21 protein-coding genes are annotated in these 19827 nt (G+C 58.2%); 8 read left to right on the top strand and 13 right to left on the bottom strand.

What is annotated here, in order from left to right; all coding sequences use genetic code 11:
* The first annotated feature begins 141 nt into the window (after positions 1-141).
* Positions 142-360 (top strand): protein SlyX, encoded by a 219-nt coding sequence (locus HVX72_RS01885; protein ID WP_042286253.1) that lies wholly within the window; start codon positions 142-144, stop codon positions 358-360.
* 135 nt (positions 361-495) lie between these two features.
* Here the strand turns inward: HVX72_RS01885 and slyD are convergent, their stop codons facing one another.
* The 4 genes from slyD to kefG all read right to left on the bottom strand — a co-directional run bounded on the left by slyD (position 496) and on the right by kefG (position 3759).
* The gene (gene slyD / locus HVX72_RS01880; protein ID WP_042286257.1) at positions 496-1098 is read right to left on the bottom strand and encodes a peptidylprolyl isomerase; all 603 of its coding nucleotides are present in this window, start codon (positions 1096-1098) and stop codon (positions 496-498) included.
* A gap of 94 nt (positions 1099-1192) precedes the next feature.
* Positions 1193-1393: a YheV family putative zinc ribbon protein gene (locus HVX72_RS01875; protein WP_042286259.1), complete on the bottom strand. Its 201-nt coding sequence runs from the start codon at positions 1391-1393 to the stop codon at positions 1193-1195.
* A 9-nt stretch (positions 1394-1402) separates the two neighbouring features.
* Positions 1403-3208: a glutathione-regulated potassium-efflux system protein KefB gene (kefB, locus tag HVX72_RS01870; RefSeq protein ID WP_181822450.1), complete on the bottom strand. Its 1806-nt coding sequence runs from the start codon at positions 3206-3208 to the stop codon at positions 1403-1405.
* A complete protein-coding gene (kefG, locus tag HVX72_RS01865) occupies positions 3208-3759 on the bottom strand; it encodes a glutathione-regulated potassium-efflux system ancillary protein KefG (protein ID WP_042286933.1) in 552 nt (183 codons plus the stop codon). The genes kefB and kefG overlap by 1 nt, the downstream gene beginning before the upstream one ends.
* 137 nt (positions 3760-3896) lie before the next feature.
* Here kefG and HVX72_RS01860 point away from each other — a divergent pair, with 137 nt between their 5' ends.
* Together HVX72_RS01860 and HVX72_RS01855 are read left to right on the top strand one after the other, a co-directional pair.
* Positions 3897-5798, top strand: coding sequence for an ABC transporter ATP-binding protein (locus HVX72_RS01860; RefSeq protein WP_181822449.1), 1902 nt, complete (start codon positions 3897-3899; stop codon positions 5796-5798).
* Positions 5799-5813: 15 nt separating this feature from the next.
* The gene (locus HVX72_RS01855; protein WP_181822448.1) at positions 5814-6746 is read left to right on the top strand and encodes a LysR family transcriptional regulator; all 933 of its coding nucleotides are present in this window, start codon (positions 5814-5816) and stop codon (positions 6744-6746) included.
* A gap of 65 nt (positions 6747-6811) precedes the next feature.
* Here the strand turns inward: HVX72_RS01855 and mdcH are convergent, their stop codons facing one another.
* The 8 genes from mdcH to mdcA all read right to left on the bottom strand — a co-directional run bounded on the left by mdcH (position 6812) and on the right by mdcA (position 13862).
* Positions 6812-7711: a malonate decarboxylase subunit epsilon gene (gene mdcH, locus HVX72_RS01850; RefSeq protein ID WP_181822447.1), complete on the bottom strand. Its 900-nt coding sequence runs from the start codon at positions 7709-7711 to the stop codon at positions 6812-6814.
* Positions 7711-8328, bottom strand: a complete 618-nt coding sequence (locus tag HVX72_RS01845) for a malonate decarboxylase holo-ACP synthase (protein WP_181822446.1) — start codon at positions 8326-8328, stop codon at positions 7711-7713. Before HVX72_RS01845 ends, mdcH begins: the two co-directional genes overlap by 1 nt.
* A 2-nt stretch (positions 8329-8330) precedes the next feature.
* On the bottom strand, positions 8331-9290 hold the full coding sequence (locus HVX72_RS01840; RefSeq protein WP_181822445.1) for an AEC family transporter: 960 nt from the start codon (positions 9288-9290) through the stop codon (positions 8331-8333).
* Positions 9291-9414: 124 nt separating this feature from the next.
* The gene (mdcE, locus tag HVX72_RS01835; RefSeq protein WP_181823229.1) at positions 9415-10215 is read right to left on the bottom strand and encodes a biotin-independent malonate decarboxylase subunit gamma; all 801 of its coding nucleotides are present in this window, start codon (positions 10213-10215) and stop codon (positions 9415-9417) included.
* A complete protein-coding gene (locus HVX72_RS01830; protein WP_042286283.1) occupies positions 10215-11048 on the bottom strand; it encodes a biotin-independent malonate decarboxylase subunit beta in 834 nt (277 codons plus the stop codon). Before HVX72_RS01830 ends, mdcE begins: the two co-directional genes overlap by 1 nt.
* Positions 11041-11340 carry a malonate decarboxylase acyl carrier protein gene (gene mdcC, locus HVX72_RS01825; protein WP_042286285.1) on the bottom strand — a complete coding sequence of 100 codons (300 nt, stop codon included), beginning with the start codon at positions 11338-11340 and terminating at the stop codon, positions 11041-11043. Before mdcC ends, HVX72_RS01830 begins: the two co-directional genes overlap by 8 nt.
* A gap of 9 nt (positions 11341-11349) precedes the next feature.
* Positions 11350-12207 (bottom strand): triphosphoribosyl-dephospho-CoA synthase, encoded by an 858-nt coding sequence (locus tag HVX72_RS01820; protein ID WP_181822444.1) that lies wholly within the window; start codon positions 12205-12207, stop codon positions 11350-11352.
* Positions 12207-13862: a malonate decarboxylase subunit alpha gene (gene mdcA, locus HVX72_RS01815; protein ID WP_181822443.1), complete on the bottom strand. Its 1656-nt coding sequence runs from the start codon at positions 13860-13862 to the stop codon at positions 12207-12209. Before mdcA ends, HVX72_RS01820 begins: the two co-directional genes overlap by 1 nt.
* A gap of 250 nt (positions 13863-14112) precedes the next feature.
* Between mdcA and HVX72_RS01810 the strand changes: the two genes are divergently transcribed.
* The 3 genes from HVX72_RS01810 to HVX72_RS01800 are packed head-to-tail and all read left to right on the top strand — an operon-like array spanning position 14113 to position 16274.
* Positions 14113-15135: a hydrolase gene (locus HVX72_RS01810; RefSeq protein ID WP_181822442.1), complete on the top strand. Its 1023-nt coding sequence runs from the start codon at positions 14113-14115 to the stop codon at positions 15133-15135.
* The gene (locus HVX72_RS01805) at positions 15132-15350 is read left to right on the top strand and encodes a YheU family protein (RefSeq protein ID WP_042286296.1); all 219 of its coding nucleotides are present in this window, start codon (positions 15132-15134) and stop codon (positions 15348-15350) included. Before HVX72_RS01810 ends, HVX72_RS01805 begins: the two co-directional genes overlap by 4 nt.
* Positions 15351-15404: 54 nt before the next feature.
* A complete protein-coding gene (locus HVX72_RS01800) occupies positions 15405-16274 on the top strand; it encodes a phosphoribulokinase (RefSeq protein WP_042286299.1) in 870 nt (289 codons plus the stop codon).
* Positions 16275-16341: 67 nt separating this feature from the next.
* Here the strand turns inward: HVX72_RS01800 and HVX72_RS01795 are convergent, their stop codons facing one another.
* Positions 16342-16746, bottom strand: coding sequence for an OsmC family protein (locus HVX72_RS01795; RefSeq protein WP_042286302.1), 405 nt, complete (start codon positions 16744-16746; stop codon positions 16342-16344).
* A 307-nt stretch (positions 16747-17053) separates the two neighbouring features.
* Between HVX72_RS01795 and crp the strand changes: the two genes are divergently transcribed.
* A complete protein-coding gene (gene crp, locus HVX72_RS01790) occupies positions 17054-17686 on the top strand; it encodes a cAMP-activated global transcriptional regulator CRP (RefSeq protein WP_000242758.1) in 633 nt (210 codons plus the stop codon).
* A 51-nt stretch (positions 17687-17737) separates the two neighbouring features.
* Positions 17738-19825 (top strand): YccS/YhfK family putative transporter, encoded by a 2088-nt coding sequence (locus tag HVX72_RS01785; RefSeq protein WP_181822441.1) that lies wholly within the window; start codon positions 17738-17740, stop codon positions 19823-19825.
* Positions 19826-19827 lie beyond the last annotated feature (2 nt).

Raw genomic sequence — 19827 nt, 5'->3', positions numbered from 1 at the left:
AACATAAGGACATGCCTTATTCTCACTTCTTTTCAGACTCTTTTTGTTTAAATTAGTTTCGGCGCGGCGCAATCAGGGCTGCGCTCATCGACAGAATTCAGTAGAATCCGCCGCAACCCGGGATAATCAATGAGGTGAATCATGCAGGATACCACGCTGGAAACTCGTCTGGCCGAACTGGAAAGTCGCCTGGCTTTTCAGGAAATCACCATTGAAGAGCTCAACGTGACGGTCACCGCCCACGAAATGGAAATGGCCAAATTGCGCGATCATCTGCGTCTGCTGACCGAGAAACTGAAGGCCAGCCAGCCGTCCAATATCGCCTCCCAGGCGGAAGAAACGCCACCGCCTCATTATTGAGACGTAAAAAAAGCGGGTTATATTCTATACCCGCTTTTTTTTGCGCTCCGTTCATGTACAGCGCGCTAAATACCCTATGAATTTCTCGTCACAGCAAGATCCAGCCGACCCTGCGTGGCTTGAAAGACGACGGGATTAGTGGCAACCGCAGCCGCCGTGACCTTTACCGCCGCCACCGCAGCAGCCTTCGCCACCGTGCTCGTGACCGTGGTCATGGCCGTGACCGCCGCAGCAGCCGTCGTGACCGTGGTCATGATCGTGGTCGTGACCGTGTGCGCCATGAACGTGACCATGAGCCAGTTCTTCTTCCGTCGCTTCGCGGATCGCTACCACTTCAACGTTGAATTTCAGGTTCTGACCCGCCAGCATGTGGTTACCGTCAACCACAACGTGGTCGTCTTCCACTTCGGTAATTTCTACCGGAACCGGACCCTGGTCGGTTTCCGCCAGGAAGCGCATGCCCACCTGCAGCTCGTCAACGCCCATGAAGACGTCTTTAGGTACGCGCTGTACCAAGTTTTCGTCATACTGACCGTAGGCGTCGTTCGCGCCAACAGCTACATCGAATTTGTCGCCAACTTCGTGACCTTCCAGGGCGGTTTCCAGACCAGAGATCAGAGAACCGTGACCGTGCAGGTAGTCCAGCGGCGCACTCACCGGAGACTCATCAACCAACACACCGTCTTCTGTACGTACCTGATAGGCCAGGCTGACCACCAGGTCTTTTGCTACTTTCATGATATCTCCTGAGCGTGGGAAAATTACTGGCGCAGATTGTAGCGGAAATCTGCACCCGTGTACCCTTTAGCTTAAAAAAACTCGGGGCATATCGCTAGTCCGGATGAAAGATCCCGATCACTTGCTCCTCTTTGCGCACATGATCGCGCGCATCTTTATCCGCTTCCCGCATTTGGTGACCGCACTTAACACACTCAACAATATCGATATTATTCTCGCGCCACATCGCCAACGTGTCCTGCGCCTGGCAGGACGGGCATTTCGCCCCGGCAATAAAACGTTTACGGATTGTCATACTGAACCTCTATTCAAATTCATCCCAGCCGTCCAACTGACGTCGTTCCTGCTGCATCTCGCGCTGAAAAATCTCCTCCAGCTCGCGCCTGGCTTCTCTGGCGCGCGAAATTTGTAGGGTATCGGCATGCATCGGAATAAGCTCCCGCAGCATTCGCATATCCAGCCGTCGGAAATGCAACTGCGCCCGCTGCGCCTGGTGAGGGTGCATGCCCAGCGACACCAGCGTTTTACGCCCGAGTTCCAGCGCGCTGGAAAACGTTTCACGGGAAAACTGCGTCACCCCTGCCTGTAATAACTCATGTGCTTCCACACGTCCGCGCGCTCGCGCAAGAATATGCAAATGCGGGAAGTGTTGCTGACAGATCTCCACCAGCTTCATCGTATCTTCCGGATCGTTGCAGGTGATAACGATGGATTCTGCCGCCTCCGCGCCCGCAGAGCGCAGAAGATCCACCTGCGTCGCATCGCCGTAATAGACCTTGTAGCCATATTTTCGCATCAGGTTTACGGCGCTGATATCCCGTTCCAGAACGGTAATACGCATTTTATTCGCCATCAGCAAACGCCCAATCACCTGGCCGAAACGGCCAAACCCGACCACAATCACTTGCGGCTTATCGTCATCCACCCACGGTTTTTCGTCCTCTTCATCCGGGCCGTTAAACTGACGCGAGAGCCATTTGTCGATAAGTTTCATTAGCATGGGCGTGGTCATCATCGACAGCGTGACGGTAACCAGCAATAGCGCCATTTGATCGCCCTGAAAAAGCCGCTGCGACGAGGCTGTAGAAAACAGCACGAAGGCGAATTCTCCCCCCTGGCTCAGGACGCCGGCAAACTGCATTCTTTCCGAGCTGCGAAGACCGTAGAGCCGCGCCAACCCATAGAGCACCAACGTTTTTACCGCCACCAGCACCACCACGCTTGCCACAACCCACGGCAGATGGGTGTACAGCACGCCCAGGTTGAGCGACATCCCAACCGAGATAAAAAACAGGCCGAGCAACAGTCCCTTGAACGGATCAATGGCCGTTTCCAGCTCATGGCGATATTCGCTTTCCGCCAGCAGCACGCCCGCAATAAACGTGCCCAGCGCCATCGACAACCCCAACGCGTCCATAAATAAGGCAGAACCCAGCACCAGTAGCAGCGTCGCGGCGGTAAACACTTCGCGTACGCCGGACGCGGCGATGAAGCGGAATACCGGGCGCAATAAGTAGCGCCCGCCAATCAACATCCCGGCGAAGGCGAGCACTTTCATGCCAATCTTCATCCAGTCGAAATGCTCGTCGGCGGAACCGGCGAGCAACGGCACCAGCGCCAGCGCCGGGATCACCGCCAGGTCCTGAAACAACAACACCGAGAAGCCAAGTTGCCCCGACTCGCTGCGATTCATCCCCTTCTCGCGCATCAGTTGTAGCGCCATCGCGGTCGAGGACATTGCCAGACCGATACCGCCAACCACCGCGGCTTGCCACGAAAAATCCGTCAATATCAATAGCCCGGCGAGCAGCCCCGCGCTGAGCAACACCTGCGCCGCCCCGACGCCAAAAATCGATCGCCGAAGCTGCCAGAGTTTCGCCGGGTTCAGCTCCAGCCCGATAATGAACATCAGGAATACGACGCCAAGCTCAGAGAAATGCAGAATCTCGTCAACGTCGCTAATGAATCCCAGACCCCATGGGCCAATGGCGATACCCGCAAGCAGATACCCTAATACCGCGCCGATGCCGAGCCGTGAAGCCAGCGGCACCGCCGCCACCGCCGCGAAGAGGAACAGCACGCCCGCCAGCAATAAATCGGAACCTTCCATCAGCGGCCTCCCACGGGAACAGGCTGGGTAAGCCAGTCGCCATATGCTTTCGCATGGCTTTCCAGCTCTTGCGCGCTCTGCCGCCTGGCCCAGTAAATAATGATCGGACTCATCCAGTGCATCCGGCACATACCCGCCGTCAGCTCAAAGGGCCGCAGGACGTCGCTCATCGGGTAACGATTCAGAGCGTCATAGCGATAGGCGCTCTCCGGTTCGCCAGTGGTAATCACGCTGCGCCAGTACTTTCCCGCGAGCTGGTTCCCCCCCGGACCGCTGGCAAAGCCGCGGCTTAACACCCGATCCAGCCACTCTTTCAACAGCGCCGGGCAGCTATAGGTATACAGCGGATGCTGAAACACAATCACATCATGCTCACGCAAAAGAGCCTGCTCATGCGGAATATCAATAAAAAAATCAGGATAGTGCGCGTAGAGATCGTGCACCGTTACGTTACTGAGCTGCATAGCCGGCTTAAGCAGCACCCGGTTCGCCACCGAGTCCTGAGATTCCGGATGGGCATACAGCAGCAACACCTTTGCTGGCTGAGACATCATCCCCCTCCCGGTTTTATTTCTGTTTTTGTGTCGCGTTGTTGTTTTGGGCTACCATTGCGCCCCAGTGCGGCAGAATGCCAGCACACTACATTATCATAATGATAAATTAACATAGTCAGAACATACGGCGCCTTATGATTGTTTTCTCCTCGTTACAAATTCGTCGCGGCGTGCGCGTCTTGCTGGACAATGCCGCTGCCACTATCAATCCGGGCCAGAAGGTCGGCCTGGTGGGCAAGAACGGCTGCGGGAAATCTACCCTGCTGGCGTTGCTGAAAAATGAAATCAGCGCCGACGCCGGAAGTTTTAGCTATCCTGGCAACTGGCAGCTGGCGTGGGTGAATCAGGAAACCCCCGCCCTGGCCCAGCCAGCGCTGGAGTACGTCATTGACGGCGACCGCGAATACCGTCAACTGGAAGCCCAGTTGCACGACGCTAACGAACGTAACGACGGACACGCTATCGCCACCGTACACGGCAAGCTGGACGCCATTGACGCCTGGACCGTCCGCTCACGCGCCGCCAGTCTGCTGCATGGGCTGGGGTTCAGCAACGAACAACTTGAACGTCCGGTCAGCGACTTCTCGGGCGGCTGGCGTATGCGCCTCAACCTGGCGCAGGCGCTGATCTGCCGCTCCGATCTGCTGCTGCTCGACGAACCGACTAACCACCTCGATCTTGATGCGGTTATCTGGCTGGAAAAATGGCTGAAAGGCTATCAGGGCACTCTGATTCTGATCTCCCACGACCGGGATTTTCTCGACCCGGTAGTGGACAAAATTATCCACATCGAACAGCAAAACCTGTTCGAGTACACCGGCAATTACAGCGCGTTTGAAATCCAGCGCGCCACCCGTCTGGCCCAGCAGCAAGCGATGTACGAAAGCCAGCAGGAACGCGTGGCGCATCTGCAAAGCTATATTGACCGCTTCCGCGCCAAGGCGACCAAAGCCAAGCAGGCGCAAAGCCGAATCAAAATGCTGGAGCGCATGGAGCTGATCGCCCCTGCGCACGTGGATAACCCCTTCCACTTCAGCTTCCGCGCGCCGGAAAGCCTGCCAAACCCATTGCTGAAAATGGAAAAAGTGAGCGCGGGTTACGGCGAGCGCATCATACTCGACTCCATTAAGCTGAATCTGGTGCCTGGCTCGCGCATTGGCCTGCTTGGCCGCAACGGCGCCGGGAAGTCTACGCTTATCAAGTTGCTGGCGGGCGAGCTCGCGCCGGTCAGTGGCGAAATCGGCCTGGCGAAAGGCATTAAGCTTGGCTATTTCGCCCAGCATCAGCTGGAGTACCTGCGCGCTGACGAGTCACCGCTGCAACACCTGTCGCGCCTGGCGCCGCAGGAACTGGAGCAGAAACTGCGCGACTATCTCGGCGGCTTTGGCTTCCAGGGCGATAAGGTCACGGAAGAGACGCGGCGTTTCTCCGGCGGCGAAAAAGCCCGTCTGGTGTTGGCATTGATTGTCTGGCAGCGCCCGAACCTGTTGCTGCTTGATGAACCGACTAACCATCTCGATCTCGACATGCGTCAGGCGTTGACCGAAGCATTGATCGAATTCGAAGGCGCGCTGGTCGTCGTGTCGCACGACCGTCACCTGTTGCGCTCCACCACCGACGATCTCTACCTGGTCCACGACCGTAAAGTCGAACCGTTTGACGGCGACCTGGAAGATTATCAGCAGTGGCTGAGCGAGGTACAGAAACAGGAAAACCAGCCTGCTGAAGCGCCAAAAGAGAACGCGAACAGTGCGCAAGCGCGTAAAGATCAGAAGCGTCGTGAAGCCGAGCTGCGTACGCAGACCCAGCCGCTGCGCAAAGAGATCGCCCGTCTGGAAAAAGAGATGGAAAAACTGAACGCGCTGTTAGCGCAGGCGGAAGAAAAGCTGGGCGACAGTGAACTGTACGACCAGAGCCGTAAAGCAGAACTGACCGAGTGCCTGCAACAACAGGCCAGCGCCAAAGCCGGGCTAGAAGCGTGCGAAATAGCCTGGCTGGACGCGCAAGAGCAGCTTGAGCAAATGCTGGCCGACTAACCACAGGAAACCACCATGACGCCGCTCATCACCAACGATATTACTTTCCGCAAGCTCAGCATCTTCATGACGTTTATGGAGAAAGGGAATATTGCCCGCACGGCGGAAGCGCTGGATATCAGTGGGGTGAGCGTGCATCGCGCGTTACATACGCTGGAAGAAAATGTCCGTTGTCCGCTGTTTGTGCATAAAGGTCGCAACCTGATCCCGCAACCGGCGGCCTGGACACTGCTGGAATATTGTCAGGAAGTCACTCAGCTTATGGCGCGAGGGCTGGAGGAAGCGCGTAAAACGGCGGGTGTCGGCCAGGGGCGCTTACGCGTCGGCACACTTTACTCGCTGACGCTGGAGACCGTCCCGCATCTGATCATGGGCATGAAGCTACGGCGTCCCGACCTCGAACTGGATCTGACGATGGGATCTAACGAAGCGTTGCTTACCATGCTGGAAGAAGGCACGCTGGATGCGATCCTGATTTCTATTTCGGAAAGTGAAATCGATCGCAACAGTCTGGAAGTGCTGCCGCTGTTTCATGACGACATCTATCTCGCCGCACCGTCAACGGCGACGCTGGACATCTCCTCGCCTGCCGATCTGCGCGATTACCGGGAGCAGAAGTTTGTCTCGCTGGCCGAAGGCTTCGCCACCTATGCCGGCTTTCAGGAAGCCTTTCATATCGCCGGATTCGAGCCGGAGATCGTCACCCGCGTGAATGACATTTTCTCGATGCTCAGTCTGGTGCAGGCGGGCGTCGGCTTTACCCTGATGCCGGGACGCATGAAGAAGATGTATGAGAATTCCGTGCAGCTACTGAAGCTGGCGCAGCCCTACCAGATGCAGCAGCTTATCGCGATTGTCTTCGCCCGCAACCGTGAGCGCGACCCGAATCTGCTGGCGCTCGCCGCCGAAGGACGAATGTACGCGCGCAGTCTGGAGCCTGGCGTTTGATTGCCGGTTAGCCTGAGGCCAATACATCCTGTAAGCAGGAGAAGCATCGCGCCAGCAGGCAACAATCACAACAACTGTACCCGCCGCGCCAGATGCACGGCAACGTCCACGCCGCTACGTTCCAGGGAAATCGACTCCCCTTCCCACGCCGCCTGTCGCGTCAGGCAGGTCAGCACGCCGCCGGGCGGCATTTCAATCGCCAGCCTTGCGTCACGCTCGTTAGCCGAAATCACCGCTTCCTGCCAGCGCACGGTGCGCGCCATGTTCATCGCCAGATCGTCGGCAATTCTTTCCGGCTGCCAGAGCACGCGCCCGGTGCTGCCGCTCAGATACGCGCAGCGCGGGCGTGAAAGCGTGACCGAGTTAAACGCCGCCGCCAGCTTCTGCGCCGGTTCCGCCAGCAGCTCGCAGTGCGACGGCACGCTCACGGCCAGCCGCTTTGCTTTGCTCGCGCCTTTTTCCAGAGCGCGTTTTGCCACCTGCGCCATCCCTTCATCGGATCCGGCAATGACAATCTGCGTTTCGGCATTCAGGTTAGCAATGTACGTTCCGCTACCCTCGATAAGCTGTTCCACCTGCGGCAGGGTTAAGCCCATGATTGCCGTCAGGCCGTAGCCGTGCGGCCAGGCCTGTTCCATCAGATCGCCGCGCAGCGCCACCAACTCCAGCGCGTCCGTAAATTCCAGCGCGCCCGCCGCCACCGCCGCGGGATAAGCGCCAATCGATAAACCGCTAACGATGTCAGGCGACACGCCGCGTCGCTCCAGCTCGCGCGCCCAGGACACGCCGGCAATTAACAGCGAAAGCTGCACCGCGCGGGTGTGGGTTAACGAGGCCGCGCTGTCCAGCGTATCAACTTCCTTCCCCAACACCTGACGTGCCTGTTCCAGCTCCGTTCCCGGCAGGTTTTGCAACATACCTTCATGCTGCGTGCCCTGACCCGGAAAGGTAAACAGTATTTTCATCACTCCTCCCTGCGCCATGGATCTGCCACCAGGCGTGGCCCACGGCGGGTTTTCAGCAGCGTTTTACCGTCGCGTAGCCACTCCGCCAGCGCGAATCCGCCTTCCGGCGTATCCACCTGCGTATCCGCCCGGCATAGCGCGCGGCTGAGCTGAAGCTGCCAGCCAGCAAATGCGTCAGGGGCAACGGCGTGCGGAGCGCGGATCAGCAGGTCGAGATCGCTGTCGGCATGGATCACCGGAATACCGGTCGCCAGCGCGTAGCCGGTGCTGCCGGTAATGCCCCACGTCCACGGCCACGCCTGCTGAGCAAGCTGAAGCGCCACCTGTACCGGCGGCTGGGTGACAAACGGCGAACGCAGCAGATCGGCGGTGACGCACAGCTCTTCAGGCGACACCACGCGTAGCACATTCTCAGGCTGCACCCATCCGGCTGCCCGCTGGTCGCGGCGCAGTCCGCGCACGCCAACGGGAATTCGGCCTTCGTTATCCACATCACGCCGTACCACCACCGGCAGGCCGATATGCCAGGCTGATTCAACCCAGGATTCGGTAATACCTTCCAACGCGTCGCGCGAGGTAAGCCAGATGAGGTCGTGGGGGCGTAATGTTGTGGTCATAATTACATTCCTGACGTCAGCGAGATAAACAGCGGCAGCGACAGGATACACAGTACGGAGCTTAACAGCAGCACGGCTTCTGCATCCGGCGACTGCACGCCAAAGCGGTTACCGAACACCACGCCGAAGAAGCCCGCGGACAGCGCAATCATCAGGATAGCGGTGATCGCCACGGAGCCGTGCAGACCGAAGATTAAAACGATACCCCAGGCAATCGCCGGCTGGATCAGCAGTTTGGCGACGGTGGAGGTGATCACCATGGTGTTGATCTGGAGCTTACGGGCAGAGAGGATCACGCCGGTCAGGAACAGCGCCGCAGCGGTCGCGGACAGCCCCAGCGGTTTAATCGCCGCCAGCACCAGTTCCGGCATTTTGATGCCGATAGCGGACAGGATCACACCCAGCAGCGGGCCCATCACGATCGGTTTTTTAATGGAGCGCCACATCAGCACCGGCAGCATGGAGAGCGTTGAACCGGAGTTATTGCCCTCGGCGCGCGCTTTTTCACGCTCCAGAATCAGCAGGCAGAACGGGGTCATCAGCACGGAACCACAGGCGATAGAGACCGCCACGGACAGTGAGGTGGAAGAACTTTCGCCCAGCACGCTGCCCAGAATCGGCAGGCCAAGCGCCGCATAGTTTGGCAGGGCGACGGTGAGCGTCAACACGGCCGCATCCTGCGGCGATTTTTTGAATACGCCGGTAGCAAGGAAATAGATCGCCGCGTAGGTGATCCACATCGCCAGCGTCAGCACCACAATCAGCGGCGACTGCGCCACGATGCCCGCCCAGGGCGTCTGTACCGTCGCGCTGAACAGCGCCGCAGGTAATGCGAAATCCATGACGAAGATGTTGAGCAGGGAAACATTCTTGTTATCAACCATATTGGCCTTCCCGGCCCAGAACCCCAGCAACATGATGATGAATATCGGTGCAAGAGCATGAACAATCACGTAAGTCATAAATCACCTGTAATGAAGAAAAAAGTTAGCACGGACGCGATGATTATTATTTTTCGGATGTAGCGGCCCGCGCGGGCGCAGCGCGTGCGCCCACGGAGCCGAACATTCGGCAGGTCTTAATTACTTACCAGCTGGCTCTCATACGTTCGCGTACGAGCGCCGAGCTGCGGCGGTTGTCAGCACCCAGACGGCTTTTCAGCGAGGTGTCCTGACGCGCGTCACTGATGGCCTGTTGCAGGGTGGTTTTCACCTGCGTCAGATCGTTATCGGATGGGGCATCCGGGTTGCTGATGTCCAGCAGGTCGGAAAGCAGCCCCAGCGTGGCGTAGTTGCTGATGTCGTACGCCATGGGCGGAATGGTTGCCGCCAGTTTTTCCAGCGCGTCGACGGTACGCAGCGTAATGCGCGCCGCAGACTCTTTGCCCATCGCGTGGATCAGCACGCCTTTATCGTTAAAGGCAATCAGACGGTTAGCCTGGTAGCCGTGCGCCAGAAACGCGCCGGACATTGCCTTACCGACGATAAGACCAATCACCGGATGACCCGCCAGACGCGCGTTGGCGTAGGCGGCCGCGGCTCCCGCGAGCGCCTGGTGGATACCAAACGCCTCTTCGCGACGGCCATAGGCCTGGCTTGGGACGTCAATCACCGCCACAATCGGGCGCTTAACGGCTTTATCAGCATCCTCCGCGACGGTTTCGCTGACCACTTTTGCCAGCGTCCAGCCTTCCAGCAGACCGACTTCCCCTTTCGCCGCGCGCGGGAAGTGGTTGTTGGCATCCGGCACCACGGCGACAAAACGCACCGTTTCACCGTTCAGCTCACCGTCTGCCGCCTGCACGGACGGGCACAGCCCCTCAATACGTTTGGCGCTCGGGGCGAGCGTTTCCAGCCAGCGTTCGCCACGGCTTATTGCGTTATTCATCATTTCACCTCCCGGGCAAAAAGCGCGTTAATCTGTTCGGCATCGGCCTGTTTGCGGGTGTCGAAATTCGTCAGACGGTTCAGGTAATCATCATAGTTATCGGTGCGATGCTTCGCCGGTACGCCTTTCGCGATGGCCTCGTTCATCGCGGCTTTCACCGCGTTCACGCCGTCGCCTACCAGCGCGTCCACCAGCCCGCTTTCATAGCGTACTTCGCCGCCGGTCATGCTCCAGATAAACGGACGGTCGCGGGAGTCGTACTCTTCAATGCCCGCTTCCTGCTCGATAACCTGCGGGCCGTTGAGGCCGAGACGCGCTTCGCGGGTCACAATCAGGTAGCTGCACAGCGCCGCGGCGATAGACATCCCGCCGAAGCAGCCCACGGTTCCGGCCACGATCCCGACGACCGGGGTATAACGACGCAGGTCAACGATCGCGGCGTGGATATCGGCAATCGCCGCCAGGCCAAGGTTCGCTTCCTGCAGGCGTACGCCGCCGGTTTCGAGGCACAGTACCGCCTGCGTCGGAATGCCGTTGCGGTTATCTTCCGCCGCCAGCTCCAGCGCCGCCGCCATTTTGGCGCCGGAGACTTCGCCCATGCTGCCGCCCTGGAAGGTCCCTTCAATCGCCACGACTACCGCTGGCTGGCCGTTGATGGTCCCTTTCGCGACCACCATGCCGTCATCGGCCTGCGGCACAATGCCCTGTGGCCCAAGCCACGGAGAGATAATGCCTTCAAACGGATCCAGCAGTTCGCGGTAGCTGCCCTCGTCGAGCAGCGCCTGCGCACGCTGGCGCGCTTTTAATTCGATAAAGCTGCTGTCATCACGCATGGCTCACCCCTTCAAACACCTGTTCAATACGAATGCGCGCCACGCCCGGCGTCGCGCCGAAGTCGTGGATGGTCAGTTTGCCTGCGGGCAGGCTGCTGACGGTTTCCAGGCGGCTGAACAACGCCTCCCAGCGTCCGCGGCTGTTGTCGACGGAGGTGGTGATATCAACGGTCAAGGTCTGGCCCGGTTCGGCGGTGAACAGCACCTCCATATCCCCGGAGCCGACGACGCCTGCCAGCGCCCTGCCGCTGACTTCGCGGCGGGCGGGCACGGTCAATGTAATTTTTTCCATAACATCCTCTTAATGCTTTGAATATGGCGTTTCGACGCGATCGAGAAACAGCGTGGCCGCAAGCAGGTCTGCGGCGCCGCCCGGTGAGGCGTTAAGCGTCAGCATCTGGCGGTCTAACTGCGCCAGCGCCTGCTGCCCCGCGAGGGTTGCGCATCCTCCGGCGTTCAGCACCGCCCGGGCGCCGTTCTGCATGGCGTCCAGCCCCTCCATTCCGGCGCGCGACAGCACGCAGGTATCGGTGAGCGAGGTCATGATTGCCATCAGCGCGTCGAGTCTGGCGTTTGTTTCGCTGCTGCCGTTAAGACGGCTCAGGCGAAGCTGCGGTAGCGCGCGCTGCATGATGTGCGGAAACGCCTGCTGCGCCTCTTCACGCGCGCCGGGCACACGGTAGCGGTGCGTGGCGCGTACCCCCTTGCTGAACACCTTCGGCGCCGCGTCGTCCGGGAGTTTTGCCAGCCGGGCGGCGGTGTTAGCGACGGCCTGCGCGCTGGCATCACCGCCCAGCATCGCCACCGCGCTCACCAGCAGCCCCAGCGCCCAGATCGCGCCGCGATGGGTGTTTACGCCCCCGGTTGCGGCCATCATCTGCCGCTCTCCGTCGCGACCGAGTCGCCCTATGGTTTGCCTGAGGGCAATATCCGCCGGACGCTGCCAGCTTTGCTGCGCCAGCGCCTGAAACGTGGGAGTCAGGCTGTGCGCGGAGCGCTCCATCAGCGCAAGCGATAAATCGTGGTGCGCGCCGTTCCCCCGACTGTCCACCAGACCGGGTTTCGGGCTTAAACGTGCTTCGTCAATCAGACACTGCGTGGCGGTTCGCGCCAGCCATTCGGCACCGCCTTCAACCTGGATCCGGGGCAGAAGTTTCATTACCAGCTCCGGAATTTCGCAGGTGGGTTGTACAGGCCGCCGGACCACTCAACGAGGTCGGCCACGCTGCCCGCCGCCAGCAGAGAGCGGGTGGCATCGGTGCGGCGAATGCCCATATCTTCCGGATAGACCACTTTGCCGCTCTGGCGCAGTTCCGCCACGCGTCTGGCATCCACGCCCAGACCGATATCGGTGATGCCCGCCACGGCGGCGACCATGGCGCGACGCTCTTCCAGATCTTTCGCCCGGTAGAGGTAAGCAATCCCCTCTTCCGTCAGCACGTGGGTCACGTCATCGCCGTAAATCATGACCGGCGCCAGCGGCATACCGGAGGCTTTCGCGACGTCAACGGCGTCGAGTTTTTCCACGAAGGTCGGCTTCACGCCCGCCTGGAAGGTTTCCACCATCTGCACGACCAGTTTTTTACCGCGCTGCATTGGGTCAGGCTCGGTGATCATGTTCAGCCAGGCCGGCGTGGCGTGGCGGCGACCGTGCGGATCGTGGCCCATGTTTGGCGCGCCGCCGAAGCCGGAGAGGCGACCGCGGGTGACGGTTGAGGAGTTAGCGTAGCCATCAACCTGCAGCGTAGAGCCGATAAACATATCGACCGCGTACTGGCCTGCCAGCTGGCAGAAGGCGCGGTTAGACCGCATGGAGCCGTCGGCACCGGTAAAGAACACGTCCGGACGGGCGCGAATGTACTCTTCCATCCCCAGCTCACCGCCGAAGCAGTGCACGCTCTCCACCCAGCCGCTTTCGATTGCCGGGATCAGCGTCGGATGCGGGTTCAGCGTCCAGTGTTTACAGATTTTGCCCTTCAGGCCGAGCTGTTCGCCGTAGGTGGGCAGCAGCAGCTCAATCGCCGCGGTGTTAAAGCCAATCCCGTGGTTGAGGGACTGCACCTGGTGTTCAGCGTAGATGCCTTTAATCGCCATCATCGCCATCAGGATGTGTTCCTGTTTAATCAGGCGCGGGTCGCGGGTGAAGAGCGGCTCAATGAAGAACGGCTTATCCGCCACCACCACGTAATCGATCCACGAGCCCGGAATATCGACGCGCGGCAGGTCGCACTCGTCGTCCACCAGCTCGTTCACCTGTGCGATGACGATGCCGTCGTGGAACGCGGCGGCTTCCACCAGCGCCGGGGTATCTTCGGTACTCGCCCCGGTGTAGAGGTTACCTTTACGGTCCGCTTTAAACCCGGCAATCAGCGCCACGTTTGGCGCCAGGTCAACATACAGGCGGGAGTAAAGTTCGATGTAGGTGTGAATCGCACCGATTTCGAGCTGGCCATCTTCCAGCAGCTGCGAAATGCGCAGGCTTTGCGTACCGGAGAAGGAAAAATCCAGCTTGCGGGCGATGCCTTTCTCAAAGATATCCAGATGTTCGCTGCGGCCCACACTTGGCATAATCATGTGCAGGTCGTGCACTTTTTCGGGATTCACTTCAGCCAGCATGCGGGACAGGAAATCTGCCTGCTTCTGGTTATTGCCTTCTAATACCACGCGGTCACCCGGCGCGATCAGTTTTTCCAGCATCGCGGTCAGGTCTGCGGTAGGCAGTACCTTGCCCTGCACCGGTACGGAAGCCAGACGCCGCTGCTTCTCGGTGCGGCGGGTATTCCAGACGCGTGCGGGTGTTTGCCCAGATAACATTATTAACCTCCTGATTCAGCTAATCATTTTGATTGCTTAACACGCTAATGAGTGTGCGCTCTGGTGAGAAAGTCATCAATTAAGCGTAGAGAGGGATCGTTAGCCTGAGAGTAATAATTGAAGTAACAATTTGTGATGAGGATCAACTACTCCATTCCAGACGCCATCCTGAGCTACGCATTTTTCATAAACACAACAGGCAAGTGGCGGTATAGTAGACGGCTGATAATGAGAGACCATCGCAGCCGTTATGAGCCAAATAACTTCGTCAGACCTTCAACTCACCGCCGTAAACTCGCGTGAATTTCGCCCAATGCGTGGTATTCGTAACCGCCATTTGCAGACCATGCTGCCGCGCCTGATCCGCCGCAAAGTGAATTTTGCCCCCCACTGGCAGCGGCTGGAGTTACCTGACGGTGACTTTGTCGATCTGGCCTGGAGTGAAGATCCGGCGTCCGCGAAACACAAACCTCGTCTGGTCGTCTTTCACGGTCTGGAAGGCAGTCTGAACAGCCCGTATGCCCATGGCCTGATTGAAGCGGCGCAAAAACGCGGCTGGCTTGGGGTGGTGATGCATTTTCGCGGCTGCAGCGGCGAGCCAAACCGCATGAACCGTATTTATCACTCTGGCGAAACCGAAGACGGCGCCTGGTTTCTACACTGGCTGCGTCGCGAATTTGGCCACGCGCCAACCGCGGCGGTGGGCTATTCGCTGGGGGGTAATATGCTGGCCTGCCTGCTGGCAAAAGAAGGGAAAAACATCCCGATAGAGGCTGCGGTGATTGTTTCCGCCCCCTTCGTGCTGGAAGCGTGCAGTTACCATATGGATAAAGGCTTTTCCCGCGTTTATCAGCGCTATCTGCTCAATTTGCTGAAGGCGAACGCGTCGCGCAAACTGGCGGCGTATCCGGGCTCCCTGCCAGTCGATCTTGCGCAGTTGAAATCCCTGCGCCGCATTCGCGAGTTTGACGATCTCATCACCGCTAAAATTCACGGTTTTGCCGACGCTATCGACTATTATCGTCAGTGTAGCGCGATGCCGTTACTCAACCGGATCGCCATCCCGACGCTGATCATCCACGCCAAAGACGATCCGTTTATGGATCATCACGTGATCCCCAAAGCCGACGATTTGCCGCCGCAGGTGGAGTATCAGCTAACGGAACATGGCGGGCACGTTGGGTTTATCGGCGGCACGCTGCGTCGCCCTGAGATGTGGCTGGAGGCGCGTATTCCCGACTGGCTGACAACGTATCTGGAGGTACCAAGATGATGATCCCCTGGCAGGAGCTCTCTCCCGAGACGCTGGACAACTTAATCGAAAGCTTTGTGTTGCGCGAAGGCACCGATTATGGTGAACATGAACGTTCACTTGAGCAAAAGGTCGCCGACGTTAAACGTCAGTTGCAGTGCGGAGAAGCGGTTCTGGTCTGGTCTGAATTGCACGAAACAGTCAACATCATGCCGCGTAAACAGTTCCGCGAATAAGCCTGTATCCTCGGCCGACTATAATAAAAAACCTAACCTACTCATGGAGTTGTTATGTCTGCCAAACATCCGGTGATTGCGGTAACAGGATCCAGCGGCGCGGGGACCACCACCACCAGCCTCGCGTTCCGTAAAATTTTTGCCCAGCTCAACCTGCGCGCGGCCGAGGTGGAAGGCGACAGTTTTCATCGTTATACCCGCCCGGAAATGGACATGGCGATCCGCAAGGCGCGCGATGCCGGACGGCATATCAGCTATTTCGGCCCCGAAGCCAATGACTTCGGCCTGCTGGAACAGACCTTCATTGAATACGGGCAGACGGGCAAAGGCCAGTCGCGCAAATATCTGCATACCTACGACGAAGCCGTACCCTGGAATCAGGTGCCTGGCACCTTCACGCCCTGGCAGCCGCTGCCGGAGCCGACCGACGTCCTGTTTTATGAAGGGCTGCACGGCGGCGTGGTGACGCCACAGCATGAGGTGGCGCGCCATGTGGATTTGCTGGTGGGGGTTGTGCCCATCGTCAACCTGGAGTGGATCCAGAAACTGATCCGCGACACCAGCGAGCGTGGACATTCCCGCGAGGCGGTGATGGACTCCGTGGTGCGCTCAATGGACGATTACATCAACTACATCACGCCACAGTTTTCCCGTACCCACATCAACTTCCAGCGGGTCCCGACGGTGGATACCTCAAACCCATTCGCCGCACGCGGCATTCCCTCACTTGATGAGAGTTTTGTGGTGATACATTTCCGCAATCTCGAAGGCATCGATTTCCCCTGGCTGCTGGCGATGCTGCAAGGTTCGTTTATTTCTCACATCAATACGCTGGTGGTGCCGGGCGGCAAAATGGGTCTGGCGATGGAACTGATCATGCTGCCGCTGGTACAGCGCCTGATGGAAGGCAAGAAGATCGAATAAGCCTCAATGGCGGCTGGCCCGATTGTGCCATAAGGCAGTCGAGCGCAGCGCCATCAGGTAAAAATTATCAGGCGGCAATGACTTCATACGAGTGGGTAATATTCACCGCTTTTTCCAGCATCAGCGCCACGGAACAATACTTTTCGGCGGAAAGATCCACCGCCCGCGCCACCGCGGCGTCTTTTAAATCATGCCCCGTCACGATGAAATGCAGATTGATGTGGGTAAACAGGCGCGGCGCTTCTTCACGACGCTCGGAGGTCAGTTTTACTTCGCAATTGGTCACATCCTGACGTCCTTTTTGCAGAATGGAGACCACGTCGATAGCGCTACAGCCGCCCGCGGCCATTAACACCATTTCCATCGGGCTGGGCGCTTTATCTCCCGAATTGCCGTCCATCAGGATCTGGTGTCCGGAAGCCGACTCGCCCAGGAAGGTTAACCCTTCAACCCATTTCACACGCGCTTGCATATTTTTTTACTCCAGTGCGTCAATTTTCCTGACAGATTACGCGTACATAACAATTCTCGCAACGGAAGGCGACCTGCGTCATGCTGAAGCGAGACACCAGGAGACACACGGCTAAAGCTATGCTAAAACAGTCAGGATGCTACAGTAATACATTGACGTACTGCATGTATGCAGAGGACTTCACATTAAAGGCTGCTGTCCGTTATTGACAGCCTCTTCCCAGGAAGCGGGAAGCACATTTTTGCAACCCCAGAGACAGCGCCGTTTTCTGGCTCTGGAGACAGCTTATAACAGAGGATAATCGCGCATGGTGCTTGGCAAACCGCAAACAGACCCGACTCTCGAATGGTTCTTGTCTCATTGCCACATTCATAAGTACCCGTCGAAGAGCACGCTGATTCACCAGGGTGAAAAAGCAGAAACGTTGTACTACATCGTTAAAGGCTCTGTGGCAGTGTTGATTAAAGATGAGGAAGGTAAAGAAATGATCCTTTCTTATCTGAATCAGGGTGATTTTATTGGCGAACTGGGCCTGTTTGAAGAAGGCCAGGAACGTAGCGCATGGGTACGTGCTAAAACTGCATGTGAAGTGGCTGAAATTTCCTACAAGAAATTCCGCCAGTTGATCCAGGTGAACCCGGATATTCTGATGCGTCTCTCTTCCCAGATGGCTCGCCGCCTGCAGGTCACATCAGAGAAAGTCGGTAACCTGGCCTTCCTTGACGTGACCGGTCGTATCGCCCAGACGCTGTTGAACCTGGCGAAACAACCCGATGCAATGACCCACCCGGACGGTATGCAGATCAAAATTACCCGCCAGGAGATTGGCCAGATCGTTGGCTGCTCTCGCGAAACCGTTGGTCGTATCCTGAAGATGCTGGAAGATCAAAACCTGATCTCCGCGCACGGTAAGACCATCGTCGTTTACGGCACTCGTTAATCCCGTCGGAAATGGCGCGTTACCTGCTAGCGCGCTATTTTTGTTTTCCCGATGTGGCGCAGACTGATTTATCACCCTGAGATCAACTACGCACTACGTCAGACGCTGGTGCTCTGTTTGCCCGTGGCCGTCGGCCTGCTGATAGGCCAACTGCATCTGGGCCTGCTTTTCTCCCTCGTTCCCGCCTGCTGTAACATTGCCGGGCTTGATACGCCGCACAAGCGCTTCTTCAAGCGCCTGGTCATTGGCGCCTCGTTGTTTGCCGGGTGTAGCCTGGCGATGCAACTGTTGTTGGCGCAGGCGGTGCCGTTGCCGCTGATTCTGACCGGGTTGACGCTGCTCCTCGGCGTCACCGCGGAGTTAAGCTCGCTTCACGCCCGCCTGCTTCCCGCTTCGCTGATCGCCGCAATTTTTACCCTTAGTCTGGCGGGAAATATGCCAGTGTGGGAGCCGCTGCTGATCTATGCGCTGGGGACATTGTGGTATGGACTGTTTAACTGGTTCTGGTTCTGGTTGTGGCGCGAACAGCCGCTGCGCGAATCGCTAAGCCTGCTGTATCGCGAACTGGCAGATTACTGCGAAGCGAAATACAGCATGCTGACCCAGCACACCGATCCGGAAAAAGCCCTACCGCCGCTGCTGGTACGCCAGCAGAAAGCGGTTGACCTGATCACCCAGTGCTACCAGCAAATGCATATGCTGTCGGCGCATCACAATAACGATTACAAACGGATGCTGCGCGCCTTCCAGGAAGCGCTGGATCTGCAAGAACATATCTCAGTCAGCCTGCACCAGCCGGAAGAGGTGCAAAAACTGGTCGAGCGCAGCCACGCCGAACAGGTGATCCGCTGGAACGCGCAAACCGTCGCCACGCGTCTGAGAGTGCTGGCGGATGACATTCTGTACCATCGCCTGCCCACGCGCTTCACCATGCAGAAGCAAATCGGCGCGCTGGAAAAGATCGCCAATCAACATCCGGATAACCCCGTCGGGCAGTTTTGCTACTGGCATTTCAGCCGTATCGCCCGCGTGCTTCGCACCCAGCGTCCGCTCTACGCGCGCGATCTGATGGCGGATAAACAGCGGCGGCTTCCGCTGCTACCGGCGCTGAAAAGCTATCTGTCGCTGAAGTCTCCGGCGCTGCGCAACGCCGGACGCATTAGCGTCATGCTGAGTATCGCCAGCCTGATGGGTACCGCGCTGCACCTGCCGAAGCCGTACTGGATCCTGATGACGGTACTGTTCGTGACGCAAAATGGCTACGGCGCAACGCGCGTACGCATTCTGCACCGTTCGGCCGGAACGCTGGCGGGACTTATCGTCGCGGGCGTGACGCTGCACTTTCATATCCCCGAAGGGTATACGCTGCTCTTAATGCTCTTCGTCACCCTGGTGAGCTATCTGATTATCCGCAAAAACTACGGCTGGGCGACGGTGGGGTTTACCGTCACGGCGGTGTACACCCTGCAACTGTTAACCCTGAACGGCGAACAATTTATCATTCCGCGGTTTGTCGATACGATCATCGGCTGTCTGATCGCCTTCGGTGGCACCGTCTGGCTGTGGTCGCAGTGGCAAAGCGGTCTGTTGCGCAAAAATGCCCACGACGCGCTGGAGGCGGACCAGGAGGCGATCCGCCTGATCCTCAGCGACGATCCGCAGGCGACGCCGCTGGCATACCAACGAATGCGCGTCAACCAGGCCCACAACACGCTGTTTAACTCGCTGAATCAGGCCATGCAGGAACCGGGATTTAATACGCACTATCTGGAAGATATGAAGCTGTGGGTCACCCACAGCCAGTTCATTGTCGAGCATATCAACGCGATGACCACCCTGGCGCGAGAACATACAATGCTGACGCCTGATCTGGCCCAACGATATCTGCAATCGTGTGAAATTGCGCTCCAGCGTTGTCAGCAGCGGCTGGAATATGACGGGCCGGGCAGCTCTGGGGATGTGAATATTCTTGAGGCGCCAGAGATGCTCTCCCACGGGCCATTGAGCACGCTGGAACAGCATCTCCAGCGTGTGCTGGGGCATTTAAATACCATGCATACCATTTCGTCGGTGGCCTGGCGCCAGCGACCGCACCACGGGATCTGGCTCAGCCGCCGGTTGCGCGATATGAAAGGCTGACG

The sequence above is a fragment of the Citrobacter sp. RHB21-C05 genome (assembly GCF_013889015.1).
Taxonomy (GTDB): Bacteria; Pseudomonadota; Gammaproteobacteria; order Enterobacterales; family Enterobacteriaceae; genus Citrobacter_A; species Citrobacter_A sedlakii.
This window is presented reverse-complemented; position numbering and strand designations above follow the sequence as displayed.